The sequence below is a fragment of the Aquimarina acroporae genome (assembly GCF_023195925.1).
In the GTDB taxonomy this organism is placed as follows: Bacteria; Bacteroidota; Bacteroidia; order Flavobacteriales; family Flavobacteriaceae; genus Aquimarina; species Aquimarina acroporae.
This window is the reverse complement of sequence record NZ_JALPRE010000001.1, coordinates 688,136-706,578: the sequence shown is the minus strand read 5'-3', so window position 1 is coordinate 706,578 and position 18,443 is coordinate 688,136. Positions and strand designations below refer to the sequence as shown.

Below are 18,443 nucleotides of genomic sequence, written 5' to 3'. Positions count from 1 at the left end.
ACTATGAGTTATCAATTAGAACTGAGACATTTTAACTATTTCCTTGCTGTTGCAGAAGAATTACACTTTAGAAAGGCAGCAGATAAGTTGTTTATTTCCCAACCCGGATTGAGTCGTCAAATAAAACAAATGGAAGAAATTATTGGAGCTAAACTTTTTTTGAGAGACAAGAGAAATGTGCAATTAACCACTGCAGGGATGTATCTGAAAAAAGAACTAGAGTTTATTTTCAATCATATTGATTTTACAGTCAAACATACTCGTTTGATCGACCAGGGAAGTAATGGAGAAGTAAGAATAGGGTTTTTAGGCTCTGCCATGCAGACAATTATTCCAGAGGTGCTAATAAAAGCAAATAAAAGGTATCCGAATATACAATTCAGTTTAGAAGAGATGTCTAACTACCTCCAAGTGGAGGCTATTGAGAAAGATCAACTTGATTTGGGGTTTGTTAGAATTGCACGAGTTCCAGAGGGATTAAACATGAAAACTATTGTGACAGACACATTTTCTTTGGTTTTGCCAGAGTCACATTTTTTGGATAAAAACTCTTTTAAGAATATCGCTCAGGTATCTAATGAGAGTTTTATCCTGTTTTCTTCAGACTATAGTTCATTATACTTCGATAAAATTATGAGTATTTGTGAAGACAAAGGGTTTACGCCAAAGGTTTCGCATAAGTCTGTTCATGCGCAAACCATTTTTAAATTGGTTGAAAGCGGTTTAGGAGTTGCTATTGTTCCTACTTCATTACAATATGGCTTTGATTTAGGCGTTAAATTTCTTGAAATCCCCAGAATACCTCAAAGAGCAGAACTTTCTGTTATTTATAAAAAAGATAATAGAAATCCTGCATTACAGCAAATTATTGAGCTAATATAAGTTTGTTTTTGGTTTGTAAAAAGGATTATTTTTTTATTTCTGGGCAGGGTTGTTTACATTTGAGGCTGTGATTTTAAGTTATTCTTAACTTTTTCTTTGTGAAAATATAGGATAATATATAAATGATGACTAGCTCCAAACATACTATACTATGACTAAAAAATTGTTTTTTATCGCGATTCTTATTGGATCGATTTCTCAAAAGATAGAAGCTCAGGTAGAATCTTTTGAAATAGGATTTAAATTTGGATTAAACGTTGCGGACATACTTGGTGATGAAACCGATGAGTTAGATCCACGAACCAGTGTGCATCTTGGACTGGTAGCAGAAATACCTATTATTGAAGTTTTGGCTATTCAGCCAGAGCTTTTTTACTCTTTCCAAGGGTATAAAGGAGAAAGTGCGGAACCAAATTTTGAAGATGAAAATCTTAAATTGGACTATATTTACTTGCCAGTAATGGTAAAATATTATCCGTTTTATACTGCGCCAGGTTTTAGCATAGAAGTTGGACCACAAGTGGGGTATTTAGTATCGGCCACTTTAGAGCGAAAAAATACTGCTAATGGAGGAACGGAGACTTCCGATTTAGATTTTAAGGAATTTATTTCTGATATAGATTATGGATTAAATGCTGGATTAGGGTATCAATTTGAATTTGGTACATTTGTTCAAGCGCGTTACTACTTTGGAATATCTGATATTGTAGATTTAGATATTGAAGATGCTTTTTCTAGACGTAATGGAGTATTTCAATTCTCTGCGGGCTATAAATTTTAACATTACAATAAAAACATAAAAAAGGGCATTAATTTTATAATTAATGCCCTTTTTACATAGTTCTTTGTTATTAAGAAGGCATGCTATAGAAGAACTGCTCTTCAGTTATTTTACCGTCATTCACTTGGTAAACACAAACTTCTTCAACTTGCATGCGTCCTTGACCTTTGAAAGTACAGTCCATTTTCATGGTACAGCTAAAATGATTTTCTGCAACCAAAGGATCAGAAATCTCTGCTCCATGAAATTCTTCAACGGTAGCAAACCATTCTTCACTTTTTTTGGTAACAGCTTCTTTTCCTTCTGTAACAGAATTAGGAACGCCAGGCATTTCTTTACTTACGATATTGGTGTCATACAGTTCTTTTAGTGCCTGCATGTTTTCTCCCATACGACAGAGTTCTACGAGTCGATTAGCAACTTGCTGTGTGTTCATTTTGGATTTTGTTTATAGATTATGCGAAAAATAATATGCTATAAATTACAAAAAACTTTGACCCGTTTTATTAAAGAAAATGTTATTTTTTAACTAACCTACTGCTTTTTTGTACACGTCTAGGCATCGTTCTCTAGCCATTTTATGCTCAACCATAGGTTTTGGATACGTAAATTCATTAAGATCTTCAACCCAAGTATTTATATATTCCAGGTTTTTGTCAAATTTTGTTATTTGAGTAGTAGGATTAAATATCCTGAAATATGGAGCGGCATCAACTCCAGAGCCCGAGGCCCATTGCCAGTTGCCAACATTTGCAGAAAGGTCAAAATCTAATAATTTTTCAGCAAAATAAGCTTCTCCCCATCTCCAGTCAATCAATAAATGTTTACACAAAAAACTTGCTACTACCATTCTCACTCGATTATGCATGTACCCCGTTTTATTTAATTCTCGCATGCCAGCATCTACCAAAGGATAACCAGTTTCTCCCTTTTTCCATTTTTCGAAATCCTCTTTATTATTCCTCCATTCTATACGATCATATTTAGGTTTAAATGCTCGGTTAACGGTATTTGGATAATGCCACAGAATTTGCATAAAAAATTCTCTCCAAATCAACTCAGACCAAAAAACCTCATTTTCCTCGGCAATGGCTTTTTTTATCATAGAGCGTATTCCAACGGTACCAAATCGAAGATGAGGTCCAAGTCTAGAAGTACCTTTTTCTTTTGCAGGAAAATTACGAGTAGCTTCATAATTTTGAATTAGAAAAGGAGATGCATCGAACTGCGGAACTTGTATGGGAGAAGTTGTAAATCCCATTTCCTGAAGCGAAATACTTGGTAGCTTTGAATCTTGAAGACAATTTGAAAGGTATTTTTCTGAAGGAAATATTTTTAACTTGTTAGGAGAGAAGGTTTCTTTCCATTTGTTTTTATACGGTGTATAAACTACATAAGGTGTTCCATCTTTTTTAATGATTTCGTTTTTTTCAAATATCACCTGATCCTTATATGTAATAAATTCTACCTTTTGTTTAGACAAGAGTTGTAAAATATTTTGGTCTCTTTCTTGCGCATAGGGTTCATAGTCATGATTTGCATAGACCTTTTTGAGTTGGTAAGTATTCAGAATTTCCTGAAATACTTTTTCGGGACTATCATGATACATTGCGATCGAACTTTGGTAGTTTTGCTCGAGTTGTAACGATAGCTTTGATAAGGTGTCATGTATAAAGTTTACCCTTGCATCATCCCTAGGTAAATGCTCTAAAATATTTTTGTCAAAAATAAAAATGGGAAGAACAGGATATATATCATTTAAAGCATGGTATAAACCAATGTTATCTTCGAATCTAAGATCTCTTCTAAACCAGAATACAGAAACTTCTTTACTCATAGAATTAATTAACGTTTAAGGTCGACATACCACCATCAACTCCAATAACCTGCCCGGTAATCCAGCTACTATCATCACTTAGAAGAAATTTTGCAATGTTGGCAATATCCTCGGCTTGACCAACGCGTTTCATAGGATGCCTATTATTCATCATTTCTTTCTTTTTTTCATTTCCAAGAAGTCTTTCTGCGAGAGGCGTATCTGTTAAGGAAGGAGCAATCACGTTAACTCTAAATTTTGGGGCATATTCTGCGGCAAGGGCTTTTGCAAACCCTTCAATTGCTCCCTTGGCCGCGGCAATACTGGTATGAAATGGCATTCCTACTTTAACAGCTACAGTGCTGAAGAAGATAAGACTTGCCTGATCAGAGTTTTTTAGTTTTGGTAGTAAGGCATGAATAATTTTTACTAAAAACATAAAATTAATTTGCATATCATCTTCAAAGGCCTTTGGATTTAACATTTTGAAAGGTTTGAGATTGATGCTACCGGGACAGTAAACAAAACCATCTATTCTTTCTGGTAAAATAGAAACATCAATTTCGTCTTTCGAGGCGTCGTAGGGGATATGGGTAACTTCTAGGTTACCTAAGTTTTCTGAGGTTCTGGAAGCAATATAAATATTGTGTTCATTATAAAGTTTTAATGCGATTTCAAATCCGATTCCGTGGCTTCCACCAATGAGTAAAATATTTTTCATAATATAGATCTTAAGCAAATAGCATTTGGTATTCCTTTTCTGTCTCGAATGTACCAAATAGTTCTTCTAGTTTTTCTTTTCTGTAATTAAAAATTTCGGTAAGTTTTGGTTTTACTAGAATGGGATGTAGCAGTTGTCCCAATATTCCGAAAGGAATTTTATAATCGATGATATCTTCCATTTCTACTCCTCCAGGAATTTCTTTCAGGAAATGTTTATGATGCCATAAAGAGTAGGGGCCAAATCGTTGTTCATCAACAAAATAATGTTTGTCGGCTACATGTGTTATTTCTGTAACCCATTTATTCTTAATTCCTGCTACAGGTGTTACGATGTATTGAATTATTTGTCCAGGATACATTTTGCGATCTGCTCCAGAAATAATTTCAAACCCCATATAATCTGGAGTAATCGTTTTAAGATTTTTAGGATCTGATAAGAAATCCCAGGCTTGTTCTAGGGAAATTGGAAGATTTTGCTTTACACTTAAGGTATATACTTTCATACTTCAACTTGATTTGAAGTAAAAATACAATCATTTTGTTTAACTTTTAAATGCTTAATGTTAAACAAAAAATAAATTTATTAATTAAAATATCCTTCAGCCCAAGAAATAGCCTCATCTATACATGTGAAAAAAACAAATGACCTCCCATAGAGTTGTTGTTCAATAAGAGCTTTGTCTCTTTCTTCTTTTTTATCAGAAACGACGGCCAAACCCTTCATGTTAGGTAATTGCCCTTGTTTGTAAACTTCTTCACTAACATTGTGATTAAATTTACGATAGCTTATCATTAAGAAATCTCTTGTTTGATAATGTTCTCGAAGTTTTTCCCTAATTACAGAAGCTTTATCTAGGGTAAAATTTACATTTTCGTTAATAACAAGTATTACGAATTGGTTGTAGAAATCGATTTTGCAAAATTCGTTAGAAAAATGCTGCATTGGGGGAATAGGTTTATTATCCGATAAATATATGCCAAAAAGGTTGAATTTTGCAAATTCTTAGGCAGAGAATTCTTACGTTGGTTTTAACATTCTTCGCAACAGTTATCAGACTTCACTATTTTACAAGTTAAAACTGCTAATAATGCTCCTAGAATCGGTGCTACAAAATATAGCCATTGGTGCTCCCAATGTCCGGAAACGAGCGCAGGCCCAAGTGATCTGGCAGGATTCATAGAAGCTTTGGTTATAGGTCCTGCAAACATTGCTTCTAAAAGCACAACTCCTCCAATAGCAATTCCCGCCATAGTCCCTATTTCTTTAGAACCAGTAGATACATTGATGATTACCAACATTAAAAAATAAGTAAGTAAAGTCTCTAGGATGAAAGCTCGTATACTATCGGTCGAAGGGATAGTACCTCCCAAAAATTCACTTTCCGGAAACAAGTATAATAAAAGGCTGCTGGCTAAAATGGCCCCAAAGCATTGTGCGAGAATATATTTTGGAACTTCTTTCCATTCGAACTTTTTTGCATAGGCAAACGCAATTGTAACCGCAGGGTTAAAATGTGCGCCAGAAATCTCTCCAAACGCGTAAATCATGGCCATAACAATTAACCCCCAAGTTATAGCTATTCCAACGTGGGTAACATCTCCACCGGTAACCTCATTAATGGTCATTGCCCCTGTTCCGCAAAAAATTAGGCTAAAAGTCCCTATACTTTCTGAAATATATGTTCTCATTCTTGATTTAAAATATGGCAAATATACTATTCCTTATTTTAAGTTTTTGTTAACTCATTATGCATGCGTAATCCTTATTTTCGCTACTACAATTCTAAAATTATTCACAAACTAAATTAAACACAATGAAAAAGATTGTCTTATTTATTTCTGCTGCGCTATTATCTTTTGGAATAGAAGCTCAGGTAAAAACCCCTCAGCCTAGCCCTTCTTCTAAGGTAGAACAGGTAATAGGATTGACAGATGTTTCTGTAGAATATTCTAGACCTAGCATGAGAGGAAGAACTATTTTTGGAAACTTGGTACCTTTTGACAAGCTTTGGAGAACAGGTGCAAATAAAAATACTCAAATTACTTTTAGTACCGATGTAAAAGTAGAAGGTAAGGAATTGAAAAAAGGTTCATATGCTATTTTTACTAAGCCGGGTAAAGAAAGTTGGGAAGTTATGTTCTACAGTGATACGAATAATTGGGGTACACCAAGAGAATGGGATGAGTCTAAAGTAGCTGCTAAGGTTTCTGTAAAGACTAACAAGCTTCCTTTCAAAGTAGAAACATTTACAGTGATGTTTAGTGATTTTACTATGGATTCTGCAGTATTTAGTATCTTCTGGGAAGAAACTGAGGCTTCTTTAAAAATTGAAGTACCTACCAATGAAATCGCTACAGCAAGTATCGAAAAGGTAATGGCAGGGCCATCTGCAAATGATCATTACCAAGCGGCAGTATTCTTTAAAGAAACTAGTAATTTTGATAAAGCTAAAGAGCATATTGATAAAGCAATTTCTTTAAGAAAAGAGCCTGCTTTCTGGTATCACAGACAACAATCTTTGATCTACGCAAAAAAAGGAGACAAGGATGGGGCAATAAAAGCAGCAAAAACATCGTTAGAGTTAGCAGAGAAGGCTGGAAATGCCGACTATGTAAAACTTAATAAAGATTCCCTAGCAGAGTGGGGAGCAAAATAATCACTCTTTTTCACACACAAATCAAAAAAGCGTTCCGATTACCTCGGAACGCTTTTTTTAATCATTCTCATCCAAAAAGAATAGTTCTTCTACGGGTTTTTTGAATAAGCGAGCAATTTTAAGCGCTAGTACTGTTGAAGGGACGTATTTGTTTTTTTCCATGGCGTTTATAGTTTGTCTGCTTACGCCAATTTTTTGCGCCAGATCAGCCTGTGTAAGATCATGAATGGCTCTTTCTACTTTTAACTTATTCTTCATGATCTGCTTTTTTGTAAATGAGATAATTGAAACGAATAATGAAGATAATTAGAGGAGTAAACATATTGTAAATCATTATGCTCATAAAATTGGTATGATATAAAAATATAGTTGAAAATAATAGAATCCCATAATTTAATAGAATTGCCCATTTAAGAGAACTTAACCGGACTTTCGAAATAAACTCATCTTCAATTTTCTCCTTAGAAAAACCAACTAACAATCCTCCCACAATAATTAGGACACTTGCTATTTCATCTGCGATACTGTTTTCAATAATACTAATCATATTATTGTTTTCGGTTACTATTATATCATTGTGAAATAATGAAATTACTTTTACGGTGATGAGATTAGATTCGTAATCATTAAAAGCAAGAAAAATTCCAAAAGCAATACCCAGGATGAAAAATATCCATCCTGGTTTTTTGCAACGGTTTGGTAATAGATAATTCATAATATTCGATTTTTGATTAATGAATATCAAATGTAGTGTAAATTTTACATAAAGTAAAGTTTATTTTACATTTTGTGATATGTTTTTGACTTTTCATCCTTTGTTATTCAATTATAAATTGTAAGAAAGATTGATTTTTGAACGTACTGCGTCTAGTAATTTAACCAGTTGTAAACTCTTGTTAAAGCTCATTACAGTACTTTCGGTGCGTTGTTGATATAACATTTCTTGTACGTGTATTGCTTCAAAATTATAACCAAAAGTAGTTGTTTTAAATTCTAAAAGTTCAGAGTATTCATTAGCCGTAATAGTTATCGACGAAGGTTCATGAAATCGACTATTAATAATAACCGTAGCTTTTTCTAATTCAACTACAGCTTGTGTTTTGGTTTTTTTTGTAATTGCACTAAAAAGTGACGCTGTTGCGCCTTCATATTGTAAATCTATGGTACAACTCTCATCAACACCGGTTTTGCCTATTTTGGCCTTGGCTGTAATTTCTTTGGGGTATCCTAATAGGGTTAAAGCAGCAAATAAAGGATAAATACCAACATCTAGTAGACTACCTCCTCCAAGTTCTTTGTTAAATAGCCTCCCATTTGGATCGAATTTGGCAGAAAATCCAAAGTCTGCTTTCAAATTTTTAATTTCTCCATATGCTTTGGATTCAATAATCTCTAAAACATGTCTATAATGTGGTAAAAAGTAGGTCCAAAGCGCTTCCATGAGAAAAACGTTGTTCTTTTGAGCAGTTTCGATCATCTTTTCTACTTGACGATGATTCATAGCAAAAGGTTTTTCGCATAGCACCGCTTTTTTGTTATTTAGACACATGATGGTATGTTCAAAATGAAACATATGCGGTGTAGCTACATAAATAACATCGATTTCTTTGTCTAGAGCTAACTCTTCGTAACTACCATAATAATTTGAGGCATGGTGTTGTTGTGAAAACTTTTTTGCTTTCTCAATCTGTCTGCTAGCTACAGCATATAAATTTGCATTGGGAACAGTTTGTAAATCTTCAGCAAATTTATGGGCAATTTTGCCACAACCTAAAATCCCCCAATTCATTTGTTTTGGTGCTTTCATTGTTTTGATTTGGTAATATATGGAACCGAATCTAAATATAGTTTTAATTATTAATTTTGACTTCGTATTGGTTCTTTTTTATAGATTCATAATAATTCTATTTGTTTTTTGAATTATGTGTAAATGTCTTGGTTATAAGGGGTTAATTTTTGAATGTTAAGACATATTTAGTTATATTTAAGATACTCACACATTAAAACCTAATCATTATGAACAACCAAAATACATTAGTTAGACAACCTGATTTTATGAGGTTAAGTCTAATGGAAAGGGAGCTCTCCAGCATGCTTTCAAAATTACATTCTTATAAATGTGAACCTTGTACTTCAGAAATGTACGATCAGTATATGGATTTGAATAGTAAAGGAAAGACGCTACAACACTCAATCCTTAAAACCAATCAAATCATGAATAGAAATTCTGCTAAGTTTTCTCAAGCTATTTCTGAAGAAATAGACAAAATCACTAAAATATATGATAACTTTCAGAAATCACTTTCTTCTTATTTTATGGAAGCGATAGCTCATCACTGATTCCAGTATTTAACAGAAAACATTAGGTACTATTCTATTTTTACCGTTTCGGGGGTATTTCCCATTATAGATTGAATAATTACAGCAGTGACCATTACCAATGCACATCCAAAAAGATTGAGCCATAGGTAAGGCATCCAATCAAAATACCAACCTATAATCACAATGATTTGGGTGATAATGGCCGCCATAAAAGTAGCGTTGCTGCGCACAAACTTTATAAAGAAAGCTAAAAGAAAAATTCCTAAAACATTTCCGTAAAAAATAGAACCGATAATATTTACCAATTGAATAAGGTTATCAAAGAGATCGGCAACACATGCAACTAGTATTGCTAAAATACCCCAGATGAGTGTGAAAAACTTAGAAGCATTTACGTAATGCTTATCGGTCTTTTCGGTTTTTACATTTCGTTTATAGAGGTCTATAGCTGTGGTAGAGGCAAGGGCATTTAATTCTGAAGCTGTTGAGGACATAGCTGCACATAAAATAACGGCAAGTAACAGTCCTATTAATCCACGTGGGAGGTTATTAAGAATGAAATGGATAAATACATAATCTTTATCATTGGTTTCTTTATCCTTTGCTGATTCTTTGTAGAGCTTTTTGAGCTCTTTTTGCTTAGATAAATACTCAGAAGAGTTTTGGTCTTTATCAAAATTCTTTAGCTCAAGAGCTAGCTGATCATATTTTGCTGCATACCCCGTATCAATAACTCTTTTTATGAGGTATTGAGTTTTTAAACGATTATTTCTGTCTATGCTATCTAAACTAGAGAGTTGTATTTTTAATTTTGAATTCCCAGTTTCGGCCAGTTTGGTACTGATATCCTTTTTGATTAGAAACAACGAATCGTTTTCTTTTTTAATCTCCTTGTAACTTTCTGCATATTCTGACGATAGTAGTTTATCGATAGAGTTTTCATTAAAATTTAAAGGAGAAGCGTTGAATTGATAAAAGACAAATACCATAACTCCTACCAATAAGATAAAGAATTGCATAGGAACTTTCATAAGTCCATTAAACAATAATCCTAATTGACTTTCTTTAACCGATTTCCCTGATAAGTAGCGTTGAACCTGGCTTTGATCTGTTCCAAAGTAGGAGAGTGCAAGAAAAGTACCTCCAATAATTCCGCTCCAGAAGGTGTAACGATTATCAAAATCGAAAGAAAAGTCTAATACATCCATTTTGCCACTAGCTCCAGCAATATCCAGAGCTTTGGAGAAGGTAACGTCTTCAGGGAGGTAGCTAATGATTAAAAAGAAAGCAATGAACATTCCTGTGAAAATCACAGCCATTTGATGCTTTTGTGTAACACTTACTGCTTTGGTTCCTCCAGAAACGGTGTAGAGAATTACCAGAATACCTATAATGATATTTAATATGATGAGATCCCATTCTAAAACAGCTGAGAGAATAATAGCGGGAGCAAAAATTGTAATTCCTGCAGCTAATCCTCTTTGTATTAAAAATAAAATTGCTGTAAGACTTCTTGTTTTTAGATCAAATCGGCTCTCTAGGTATTCATAAGCGGTAAAGACTTTTAATTTATGATACAAAGGGATAAAAACCATGCAAATTATGACCATTGCTATAGGTAGACCAAAGTAGAATTGTACAAATCCCATACCGCTATGAAAAGCTTGACCTGGAGTTGATAAAAAGGTAATTGCACTGGCTTGAGTAGCCATTACTGATAAACCAATGGTCCACCATTTGGCATCATTGCCTCCCTTTATGTATTCCTGTACATTTTTACTTCCTTTTGTTTGCCAAGCACCGTATAATACGATAAACAACAAAGTAATGCTAAGAACGATCCAATCTATGGTTTGCATGTGCGATAGTGATTGTTAATACTAGAATTTATAATTCAGAATTATGAATATAGCCAACTAATTAAATAGAACAATATGATATACACGGCATTTGCTATAAGAATTACTGAGTACCATTTTTTCCATGTAAAGTTTGACTTTTCCATATGAGCGTATATTATTTTCCTAAAGATATCATGTTAGCAAAGAGACGGTAAGCTCCAGAAACACCCGCTGGAAATTCTCTGAAAAAACTTAATCCTGTATAAACATAATATCCTTTACCGTATTTAGCTACCAAAAGAGAGCCTTTTTTTTGAGATTCTCCTACATCATTTGAAGCAAGAATAGCAGTATATTCCTGAGCCCACTCATTTGGGAAGTATAATCCACGTTCTTGTACCCAACCTTTAAAATCTTTTTGAGTAATTTTATTAGGAGAGTTTAATACCTGATGTTCTGGTGCTAAAAAGGTAATCTTAGCATTTTCATCGGTAACACGATCTCTTGATAATTTAATAGGGAAAGGACCTAGGTTTTCTTTTACCTTTAATCTATGGCTTGTATTATATTGAACTATTAGATTTCCACCATTTTTTACATATTCCAGAAGGTATTGCTGCTTGAATTTTAATTCTTCAAGTGTGTTGTAGGCTCTAATTCCAATAACAATAGCATCATAAGACGAAAGATTGGTGGGAGAGATAGCTTCGGGATTAATTAGAGTAACATTATAACCTATTTGCTGTAAACTCTCAGGCACAACATCTCCGGCACCTTCTATGTAGCCTATATTTTGTCCCTTTTTCTGAATGTCTAATTTTACGACCTTAGTTTCTGAGGGCAATACAACAGTTTGAAAAGGGATATGATCATAATCTATAGTGACTACTTCATTTGAAAATGATTCTCCATTTGCAAGAATATTTGGCGAGATATAACCTTCACTTTGATTTTGTGGAGCGGTAAGCTGGAAGGTTACCGTTTTTTCTTCTCCTTTTTGTGAAAGTTCGAAATCTATCTTTGCCGGTTCTACAGTCCAACCGTTTGGATGATTCAGACTAATACTACCTTTACTATTATTTTTCCAAGACTTTATCGTAACCGGAATTTGTTTGGTAGGACCGTTGGCATATATAATTACCTTATCTTTTATGCTTGCAGAAAGTGCCGGAATAATTTCAAAAGGTTTATATACTTCTCCTTTTACTGGATCATTGGTTTTGTAAACTACATCTTTTATGATGGGAATATCAACATCTTCAACAGTAACAATAAAGGTTGCTTTTATTTTATGATTGGTCTCCGGATCTCCGATTTGTGTTCTGTCCTGAACACTATACATTCCTAAAGTCCCTTTTTCATTAAGCCAATACGGGTTTGTAGGATCTATAGTTTTAGGAATGTTCCCTTTAAGTTCTATGTTTAAACGTTCGTTATTTTTTAGAGATTTTATTTGTTTATCCTCTAGACCTAATGCCTTTACTTGTAAAGACTTTAAAGATATTACAGCAGAACTCCTATTTATTGCCTCAATTTTTAGTTGTACTTGATCTCCCTTAGTACTAGTTGGTTCGGCAGTAACTGCTTCTAGATATAAACCAGTGGCTCCTTCAATAATCTCTTTTATTTCTTTGGATTTGATAGTTTTCCAATGAGTATCTTCTAACTGTTGTATTAATTGGTATGCTTCAACTAGTTTCGGAACACTTGAAGCAGGGTTTCTAAAGTCAAAATTTTCTTCAACTCCCTTTAGAATAGTGCCAATCTCTTTTCCTCCTTTTACTCGATTCCATGAGGTATCTATTCCAGCAAATAAATCTTTTTTGTCTTTGGGCAGATCCCCTTTTATGAGTTCAACATATTCATTTTGACTACCTCTTGTTCCAGTGCTTCCAAACCCCTGGGATTTATGCTTACTTCTACTTAATGAAGCAATTTCTGTATTAGAAAGCCCAGTAACGGGGTAATAAACACCACTGTTTACTTTTATAATATTGGTTTTGTCTGCTTTTTCAAAATTTTCACGACTTCCGTAGAACCACCATGAAGTGTTAAAGAATAAACGTTTAGGTTGCCATGGTTTTACATATTGAAGTTGATCTGGGTATATATCCTTATTGTCAGTCATATCAAAAGCTTCAACGCTAAGCATTGCCGATGTAGTATGGTGACCATGTGTGGTTCCAGGAGTTCTGTGATCAAATCTATTGATGATTACATCGGGTTTAAACTTTCGTATCGCCCAAACCACATCACTTAATACTTCCTTTTTATCCCAGATAGAAAGTGTTTCATTGGGATGTTTAGAAAACCCAAAATCATTGGCACGTGTAAACATTTGCATACCTCCATCTGTTCTTCTTGCGGCAAGTAATTCTTGTGTTCTGATTACACCTAGAAGTTCTCTGATTTCTGGACCAATGAGGTTTTGTCCACCATCTCCTCTGGTTAAAGATAGGTAAGCAGTTCTGGCTTTAACGTGGTTGGATAGGTAAGATATTAATCGAGTATTTTCGTCATCCGGATGTGCAGCAACATATAAAACAGATCCTAAGAAGTTTAGCTTTTTTATGGCTTCATGTATTTCTGAAGCATTAGGTTTTTTAGGTTGCTGAGCTTCTACGAATTGAGAAAATAAAAGGATAACTCCAATTACAAGGGTAAACTTTCGCATAACAGTTAAGTTCAATTTTTATAGTAATTGAGCCAAATATAAAAAGATAAAATTCTCAGAATTATGGTTTAAGGATACTTTAACAGGAGCCTAAGCACTAAATTAAACTTTGGATTACTTCTTTTTTCTCTCAACAAACTCCAATTGATCTAGATTTACATTGGTAGTAAAAATGCCGTAATTAACAACTGCCTTTCCTTTTTCTATTGAATCAATGGTTCCGGTAGATTTTCCGTCGATCATTCTAACTTTATCTCCTACTTTTAGAGTGACTTTTGGTTTTTGTTCAATGATCTTTTCTTCCTTCTTTTTTTCTTCTTTTTTCTTTTCGCGAATTACTTTTACTTTTTGCTCAACCTCTTTAACAACTTTCTGTTCTTTTGCTTTGGTTACTTTGCGTTGTTTTGCAGTTTGTTTTATCCTTTTAGAATTTTCTACTTCAATGATTTTCAAAAACTCATTTATAAGTTCGCGTTTTCTTTTATTATTGAAATATTTTTCACTTAAATCATCAATTTTTTGCCCAAGGTAAATCATACGTTGGTTACTATCGTATAATTCCTGATAACTTTCTAATTTACGCTGAACGCGATCGTTTATTTTTTCCAGTTTTTCCTTTTGTTCTGATGCTTTTTGTTCTTTTGTTTTTAATGAAGATGTTGTTTTTTGTAACTTAGATCTTTCTTTTTGAAGATTGGCAATACTTTTGTCGAATCTTATCTTGCCTCGTTCAACTTTTTTCTTCGCCTTGTTAATTATACTATATGGAATTCCATTTTTTTGAGCCACTTCAAAGGTAAAAGAGCTACCAGCTTCTCCTAGATAAAGTTTAAAAAGTGGTTCCAGAGTTTTTGAATCAAAGAGCATATTTGCATTGGTCATGTTTGGTAATTCATTAGCTAACATTTTAAGATTAGCATAATGCGTTGTTATTACTCCAAACGATTCTCTTTCATAAAATATCTCCAGGAAAGCTTCTGCCAGTGCTCCTCCCAATTCAGGGTCACTACCTGTTCCAAATTCGTCAATAAGGAAAAGAGTTCTATTATTACATTTTCGAAGAAAATAATTCATGTTCTTTAAGCGATAACTGTACGTGCTTAAATGGTTTTCTATAGATTGGTTATCACCTATATCGGTTAGAATTACATCAAACAGGCACATACGACTATATTCGTGAACGGGTATGAGCATACCACATTGCAACATAACCTGAAGTAGGCCTATTGTTTTTAAAGTAATACTTTTTCCACCGGCATTAGGCCCTGAGATAACAATAATTCTATTGTTTTGCTGTAGAGTAATGGTCTGGGGATGGGTTTTTTGACCTTTTTCCTGGTTATTTAGAAATAAAAGGGGGTGATAGGCCTCTTTTAGAGTTAATTCTCTTTCTGAGGTTATTTTTGGTAACACCGCATTCAGTTTGTGAGCATATTTTGATTTTGCTGCTACTACATCAACATCACTCAAATATTCTTGAAACTGTTTAAAGAGATCAATAAAAGGCCTTAGTTTATTAGTAAGTTCTTTAAGGATTTTTACTACTTCTTCTCGTTCCTCATATTTCAGATTACTTAGTTCCCTGCTAAATTGAAGCGTAGCTTCGGGTTCAATATATACAATACTTCCTGTTTTAGAATTACCCATTATCGCTCCTTTTACTTTTCTGCGATACATAGATTTAACAGCCAAAACTCGTCGGTTATCTACTACACTTTCTTTAATTTCATCTAGATATCCCAAATTGTTATAATGGGTAAGGTCTTTACCAAAGCTTCCATTTAATTTGCCTTGTATGACATTAATCTGTTTTCTTAAAACCAAAAGGGTAGAAGAAGCGTTGTCCTTTACTTCTCCGAACCTGTCTACAACATTGTTAATGAGATTAATAATTTCTTTGGTAAAAGGAATTTCTGAAGATTCTTTGAATAAGGTAGGGTATAATTCCTGATTACCTTTAAAGAACACTAATAAATCATTACATGTAGCGTTTATGGTAACAATTTTTTTTAGGTTAATGGCTTCAAGAAATGTGTTTTCTATTTGTAATAATTGAAGCTCCTTATTGATACTGTCAAATCCATGATTAGGAATACGAGAATCATTCAGATAGGAAGATTTATATTCGTATACCTGTTGCAATGCATGCAGCACCATTTCTTCTGAAGCAAAAGGAACAATTTGTAATGCTTTGGCTGTTCCATAGTCAGTATTACAAAGCTCAGAAATATGTTGAAGCACCGTATTTAATTCTAGGTCCTTTAGTGTTTTTTCAGAAATGCGAATCATACTTTTTTTACCCGTATTTTTGGGTTATATTCCGTGAAATTTTAGATCAACAAAAGTACATAATTACAGTTATAATTATTACCATATGAACGTAAATATTGAAACCAGCTGGAAAGAGCAATTAGAGGATGAATTCGAAAAGCCCTATTTTTCTAAACTGGTAGATTTTGTAAAAACAGAATACCAAAATAATACTTGTTATCCTCAAGGATCTGAGATTTTTGCCGCTTTTGATCATTGTAGTTTTACAGATGTAAAAGTTGTTATTATTGGTCAAGATCCATATCATGGTGTAGGGCAGGCGAATGGATTGTGTTTTTCAGTTAATGATCATATAGATATTCCTCCTTCTTTAATTAATATTTTTAAAGAAATAGAAACAGATCTGGGGGTGCCTTATCCAACCACTGGGAACTTACAACGATGGGCAGAGCAAGGTGTATTGCTTTTAAATGCTACATTAACAGTAAGGGCACATCAAGCAGGTTCACATCAAAAGAAGGGTTGGGAAGAATTTACGGATGCAGTAATTAAATGTATATCGGATAAAAAGGAGAATGTAGTCTTTTTATTATGGGGTGGTTTTGCTAAGAAGAAAGGGGCTAAAATCGACCGCAACAAACATTATGTTTTGACCAGTGGTCATCCTTCACCATTAAGTGCCAATAGAGGATACTGGTTTGGTAACCGTCATTTTAGTACGACAAATACATACCTTTCTAAGGTCGGTAAAAAGACTGTAGAGTGGTAATTAAGCTGCTGTCGGAATTTTGGAATCTTTAGACTTGTTTGAAGTATGATCGGCAATACGATTGATTTTCTTTCCTGTCTTTGCCTTTTTCTTCTTAGAATCAACAGACTGCATACTAAATTTTAGCAGCATAAAGTTGAAGGCGACAAGACCTAATAGTATAAGCAAAAAAGTAGTCATAATGGATTTGTTAGTTTAATTATTAGATGCATTAAAAACAATATGGTTGCTTCTGCGTTAATAATTAGTTCATTGGGGTAGGCACGGCAAATGTACAAAATATTTTAAAACTAGTGCCTAGTTCCTTAAGAATTAAACGTTTCTTAATATTTTGTTAGGTATAAAGCCCATATTGTTATTGTTCATCTTAATTTTTTAAATATCCTCTATATAAACAACGTTTGACTATTAAAATACCCTACTGTTTATATCCAAAAAAATAAAAAAAGTGAATGAACTTTAGTTATAACTTAAAGATTAGCTCTTTAGGATCGATGGTTTTATCTATAATGTTAAGTTCTAATAATTCTTTTTGAATAGAGTTTAAGGAATTTTCTTCTAATAGAGTTTGACTCCATTCTGTTAATGTTAACCATTTCCGTATGTCTTCAAGATTTTGATCATACCTTAAGGAAAGTGTTTTGTCTATGCTGGGAATACTCTTGAAATCTGAGGTAACAGTATTAATAACATCGACAATTGTCTTTATAGTATCTCCTTTAGAATTTAAAACTTCTTCTCTAACAGCAATTACAAAACAAGGCCATGGAGTGGGGTAATCTGCTACACGTCTAAAAGTGCCGTTGTCTACGAGTGGTTTTGTAGTAAAATGCTCCCACATAAAATAATCTGCAGTTCCATTGGTAAGTGCTTCAATAGCTCCATTAAGATTTTTCACAACTTCAAAATCTAAATTGGCCGTATCCCAATTTTGATTTCTTGCATTGAGATATGCCATTAATTCAGAACCAGAGCCATATCTGCTTATAGCAATTTTAGCATGTTGCAATTGAGATAACTTGGTAAATTTAGATTGTGCGCCTACATGTATACCCCAAATTAAAGGGGTTTGAATATAGTTTTGAACGATTTTGGTAGGGTTACCAGCAATAATATCCTTTATAATACCTTCGGTAAGTATTATTGCCATGTCTATTTCTTTATTTCTTAAGGCTTCACACATAGCTCCAGTGCCACCATAATAGTCTGTCCAATCTAATACTATATCATGTTTTAAAAAGCTATTATCTTCTATAGAAAGGTGCCAGGGTAAATTAAAATGTTCTGGAACACCACCTATTTTTATCGTCTGCATTTCTGTTTTTATTAAAAAATTGTGTATTTCATCGATTTTTTTTGTTTTTTAACGATGAATATAAATTCTTTTATCTATATTTGAGATATAATTCTTCCAAGGAATTATAAATTTGATAACAAGTTCAAACCCAAAATAAAAACAATTGCTATGAAAAAGAATTTTCTTAAAACCAAAAGCGCTTATGTAAAAGTTGCCAAGTTAAAAAATAATCCAATCGAAAATGGAATTGTAGTTTTTATTGGGGTTTTATTAGTAACGAACTTATTGATTAGTCTTAAAATATTATTTGGTTAACAGTTTTAAAAATTTTGCTAAGTATTTTTATAATGATTTAATGTTTGAAAAGGATGAATGTATTCATCCTTTTTTATTTATATCTATGTTTGTTC

At 33.4% G+C, this 18,443-nt stretch carries 20 protein-coding genes; 6 read left to right on the top strand and 14 right to left on the bottom strand.

What is annotated here, in order from left to right; all coding sequences use genetic code 11:
* Positions 1–3 precede the first annotated feature (3 nt).
* Positions 4–882 (top strand): LysR family transcriptional regulator, encoded by an 879-nt coding sequence (locus M0D21_RS03510; protein WP_248326962.1) that lies wholly within the window; start codon positions 4–6, stop codon positions 880–882.
* 151 nt (positions 883–1,033) lie between these two features.
* On the top strand, positions 1,034–1,663 hold the full coding sequence (locus M0D21_RS03505; RefSeq protein WP_248326960.1) for a porin family protein: 630 nt from the start codon (positions 1,034–1,036) through the stop codon (positions 1,661–1,663).
* 70 nt (positions 1,664–1,733) lie between these two features.
* On the opposite strand, the gene M0D21_RS03500 is transcribed toward M0D21_RS03505, so the two are convergent.
* From M0D21_RS03500 to M0D21_RS03475, 6 genes are all read right to left on the bottom strand, one after another.
* Positions 1,734–2,099, bottom strand: a complete 366-nt coding sequence (locus M0D21_RS03500; RefSeq protein WP_248326958.1) for a nuclear transport factor 2 family protein — start codon at positions 2,097–2,099, stop codon at positions 1,734–1,736.
* 93 nt (positions 2,100–2,192) lie between these two features.
* Positions 2,193–3,500 (bottom strand): cryptochrome/photolyase family protein, encoded by a 1,308-nt coding sequence (locus M0D21_RS03495; protein WP_248326957.1) that lies wholly within the window; start codon positions 3,498–3,500, stop codon positions 2,193–2,195.
* Between the two features lie 4 nt (positions 3,501–3,504).
* Complete coding sequence (locus M0D21_RS03490) at positions 3,505–4,203, bottom strand: SDR family NAD(P)-dependent oxidoreductase (RefSeq protein WP_248327251.1); 699 nt, start codon at positions 4,201–4,203, stop codon at positions 3,505–3,507.
* 7 nt (positions 4,204–4,210) lie between these two features.
* Positions 4,211–4,705, bottom strand: coding sequence for an SRPBCC family protein (locus M0D21_RS03485; RefSeq protein WP_248326955.1), 495 nt, complete (start codon positions 4,703–4,705; stop codon positions 4,211–4,213).
* 80 nt (positions 4,706–4,785) lie between these two features.
* The gene (locus tag M0D21_RS03480) at positions 4,786–5,145 is read right to left on the bottom strand and encodes a hypothetical protein (RefSeq protein WP_248326953.1); all 360 of its coding nucleotides are present in this window, start codon (positions 5,143–5,145) and stop codon (positions 4,786–4,788) included.
* Positions 5,146–5,231: 86 nt separating this feature from the next.
* A complete protein-coding gene (locus tag M0D21_RS03475) occupies positions 5,232–5,891 on the bottom strand; it encodes an MIP/aquaporin family protein (RefSeq protein WP_248326951.1) in 660 nt (219 codons plus the stop codon).
* Positions 5,892–6,016: 125 nt separating this feature from the next.
* On the opposite strand from M0D21_RS03475, the gene M0D21_RS03470 reads away from it, so the two are divergent.
* Complete coding sequence (locus M0D21_RS03470; protein WP_248326949.1) at positions 6,017–6,859, top strand: DUF2911 domain-containing protein; 843 nt, start codon at positions 6,017–6,019, stop codon at positions 6,857–6,859.
* Between the two features lie 57 nt (positions 6,860–6,916).
* Here the strand turns inward: M0D21_RS03470 and M0D21_RS03465 are convergent, their stop codons facing one another.
* The 3 genes from M0D21_RS03465 to M0D21_RS03455 form a co-directional block, all read right to left on the bottom strand.
* The gene (locus tag M0D21_RS03465) at positions 6,917–7,117 is read right to left on the bottom strand and encodes a helix-turn-helix transcriptional regulator (protein WP_262922052.1); all 201 of its coding nucleotides are present in this window, start codon (positions 7,115–7,117) and stop codon (positions 6,917–6,919) included.
* Positions 7,107–7,574 carry a hypothetical protein gene (locus tag M0D21_RS03460; RefSeq protein WP_248326947.1) on the bottom strand — a complete coding sequence of 156 codons (468 nt, stop codon included), beginning with the start codon at positions 7,572–7,574 and terminating at the stop codon, positions 7,107–7,109. Before M0D21_RS03460 ends, M0D21_RS03465 begins: the two co-directional genes overlap by 11 nt.
* A 111-nt stretch (positions 7,575–7,685) precedes the next feature.
* Positions 7,686–8,666: a Gfo/Idh/MocA family protein gene (locus M0D21_RS03455; RefSeq protein WP_248326946.1), complete on the bottom strand. Its 981-nt coding sequence runs from the start codon at positions 8,664–8,666 to the stop codon at positions 7,686–7,688.
* A gap of 209 nt (positions 8,667–8,875) precedes the next feature.
* On the opposite strand from M0D21_RS03455, the gene M0D21_RS03450 reads away from it, so the two are divergent.
* Positions 8,876–9,199 carry a hypothetical protein gene (locus M0D21_RS03450; RefSeq protein WP_248326944.1) on the top strand — a complete coding sequence of 108 codons (324 nt, stop codon included), beginning with the start codon at positions 8,876–8,878 and terminating at the stop codon, positions 9,197–9,199.
* A gap of 29 nt (positions 9,200–9,228) precedes the next feature.
* Here the strand turns inward: M0D21_RS03450 and M0D21_RS03445 are convergent, their stop codons facing one another.
* The 3 genes from M0D21_RS03445 to M0D21_RS03435 all read right to left on the bottom strand — a co-directional run bounded on the left by M0D21_RS03445 (position 9,229) and on the right by M0D21_RS03435 (position 15,985).
* On the bottom strand, positions 9,229–11,040 hold the full coding sequence (locus tag M0D21_RS03445) for a sodium:solute symporter (protein ID WP_248326942.1): 1,812 nt from the start codon (positions 11,038–11,040) through the stop codon (positions 9,229–9,231).
* Positions 11,041–11,197: 157 nt separating this feature from the next.
* Entirely contained in the window at positions 11,198–13,696 is a 2,499-nt protein-coding gene (locus tag M0D21_RS03440; protein ID WP_248326940.1) for a PIG-L family deacetylase, read from the bottom strand.
* A gap of 114 nt (positions 13,697–13,810) precedes the next feature.
* The gene (locus M0D21_RS03435; RefSeq protein ID WP_248326938.1) at positions 13,811–15,985 is read right to left on the bottom strand and encodes an endonuclease MutS2; all 2,175 of its coding nucleotides are present in this window, start codon (positions 15,983–15,985) and stop codon (positions 13,811–13,813) included.
* An 85-nt stretch (positions 15,986–16,070) separates the two neighbouring features.
* Between M0D21_RS03435 and ung the strand changes: the two genes are divergently transcribed.
* Positions 16,071–16,736, top strand: a complete 666-nt coding sequence (ung, locus tag M0D21_RS03430; RefSeq protein ID WP_248326936.1) for a uracil-DNA glycosylase — start codon at positions 16,071–16,073, stop codon at positions 16,734–16,736.
* Here the strand turns inward: ung and M0D21_RS03425 are convergent, their stop codons facing one another.
* Positions 16,737–16,916 (bottom strand): hypothetical protein, encoded by a 180-nt coding sequence (locus M0D21_RS03425; protein WP_248326934.1) that lies wholly within the window; start codon positions 16,914–16,916, stop codon positions 16,737–16,739.
* Positions 16,917–17,199: 283 nt separating this feature from the next.
* On the bottom strand, positions 17,200–18,051 hold the full coding sequence (locus tag M0D21_RS03420; protein ID WP_248326932.1) for a substrate-binding domain-containing protein: 852 nt from the start codon (positions 18,049–18,051) through the stop codon (positions 17,200–17,202).
* 150 nt (positions 18,052–18,201) lie between these two features.
* Here M0D21_RS03420 and M0D21_RS03415 point away from each other — a divergent pair, with 150 nt between their 5' ends.
* Positions 18,202–18,348 carry a hypothetical protein gene (locus tag M0D21_RS03415; protein ID WP_248326930.1) on the top strand — a complete coding sequence of 49 codons (147 nt, stop codon included), beginning with the start codon at positions 18,202–18,204 and terminating at the stop codon, positions 18,346–18,348.
* Positions 18,349–18,443 lie beyond the last annotated feature (95 nt).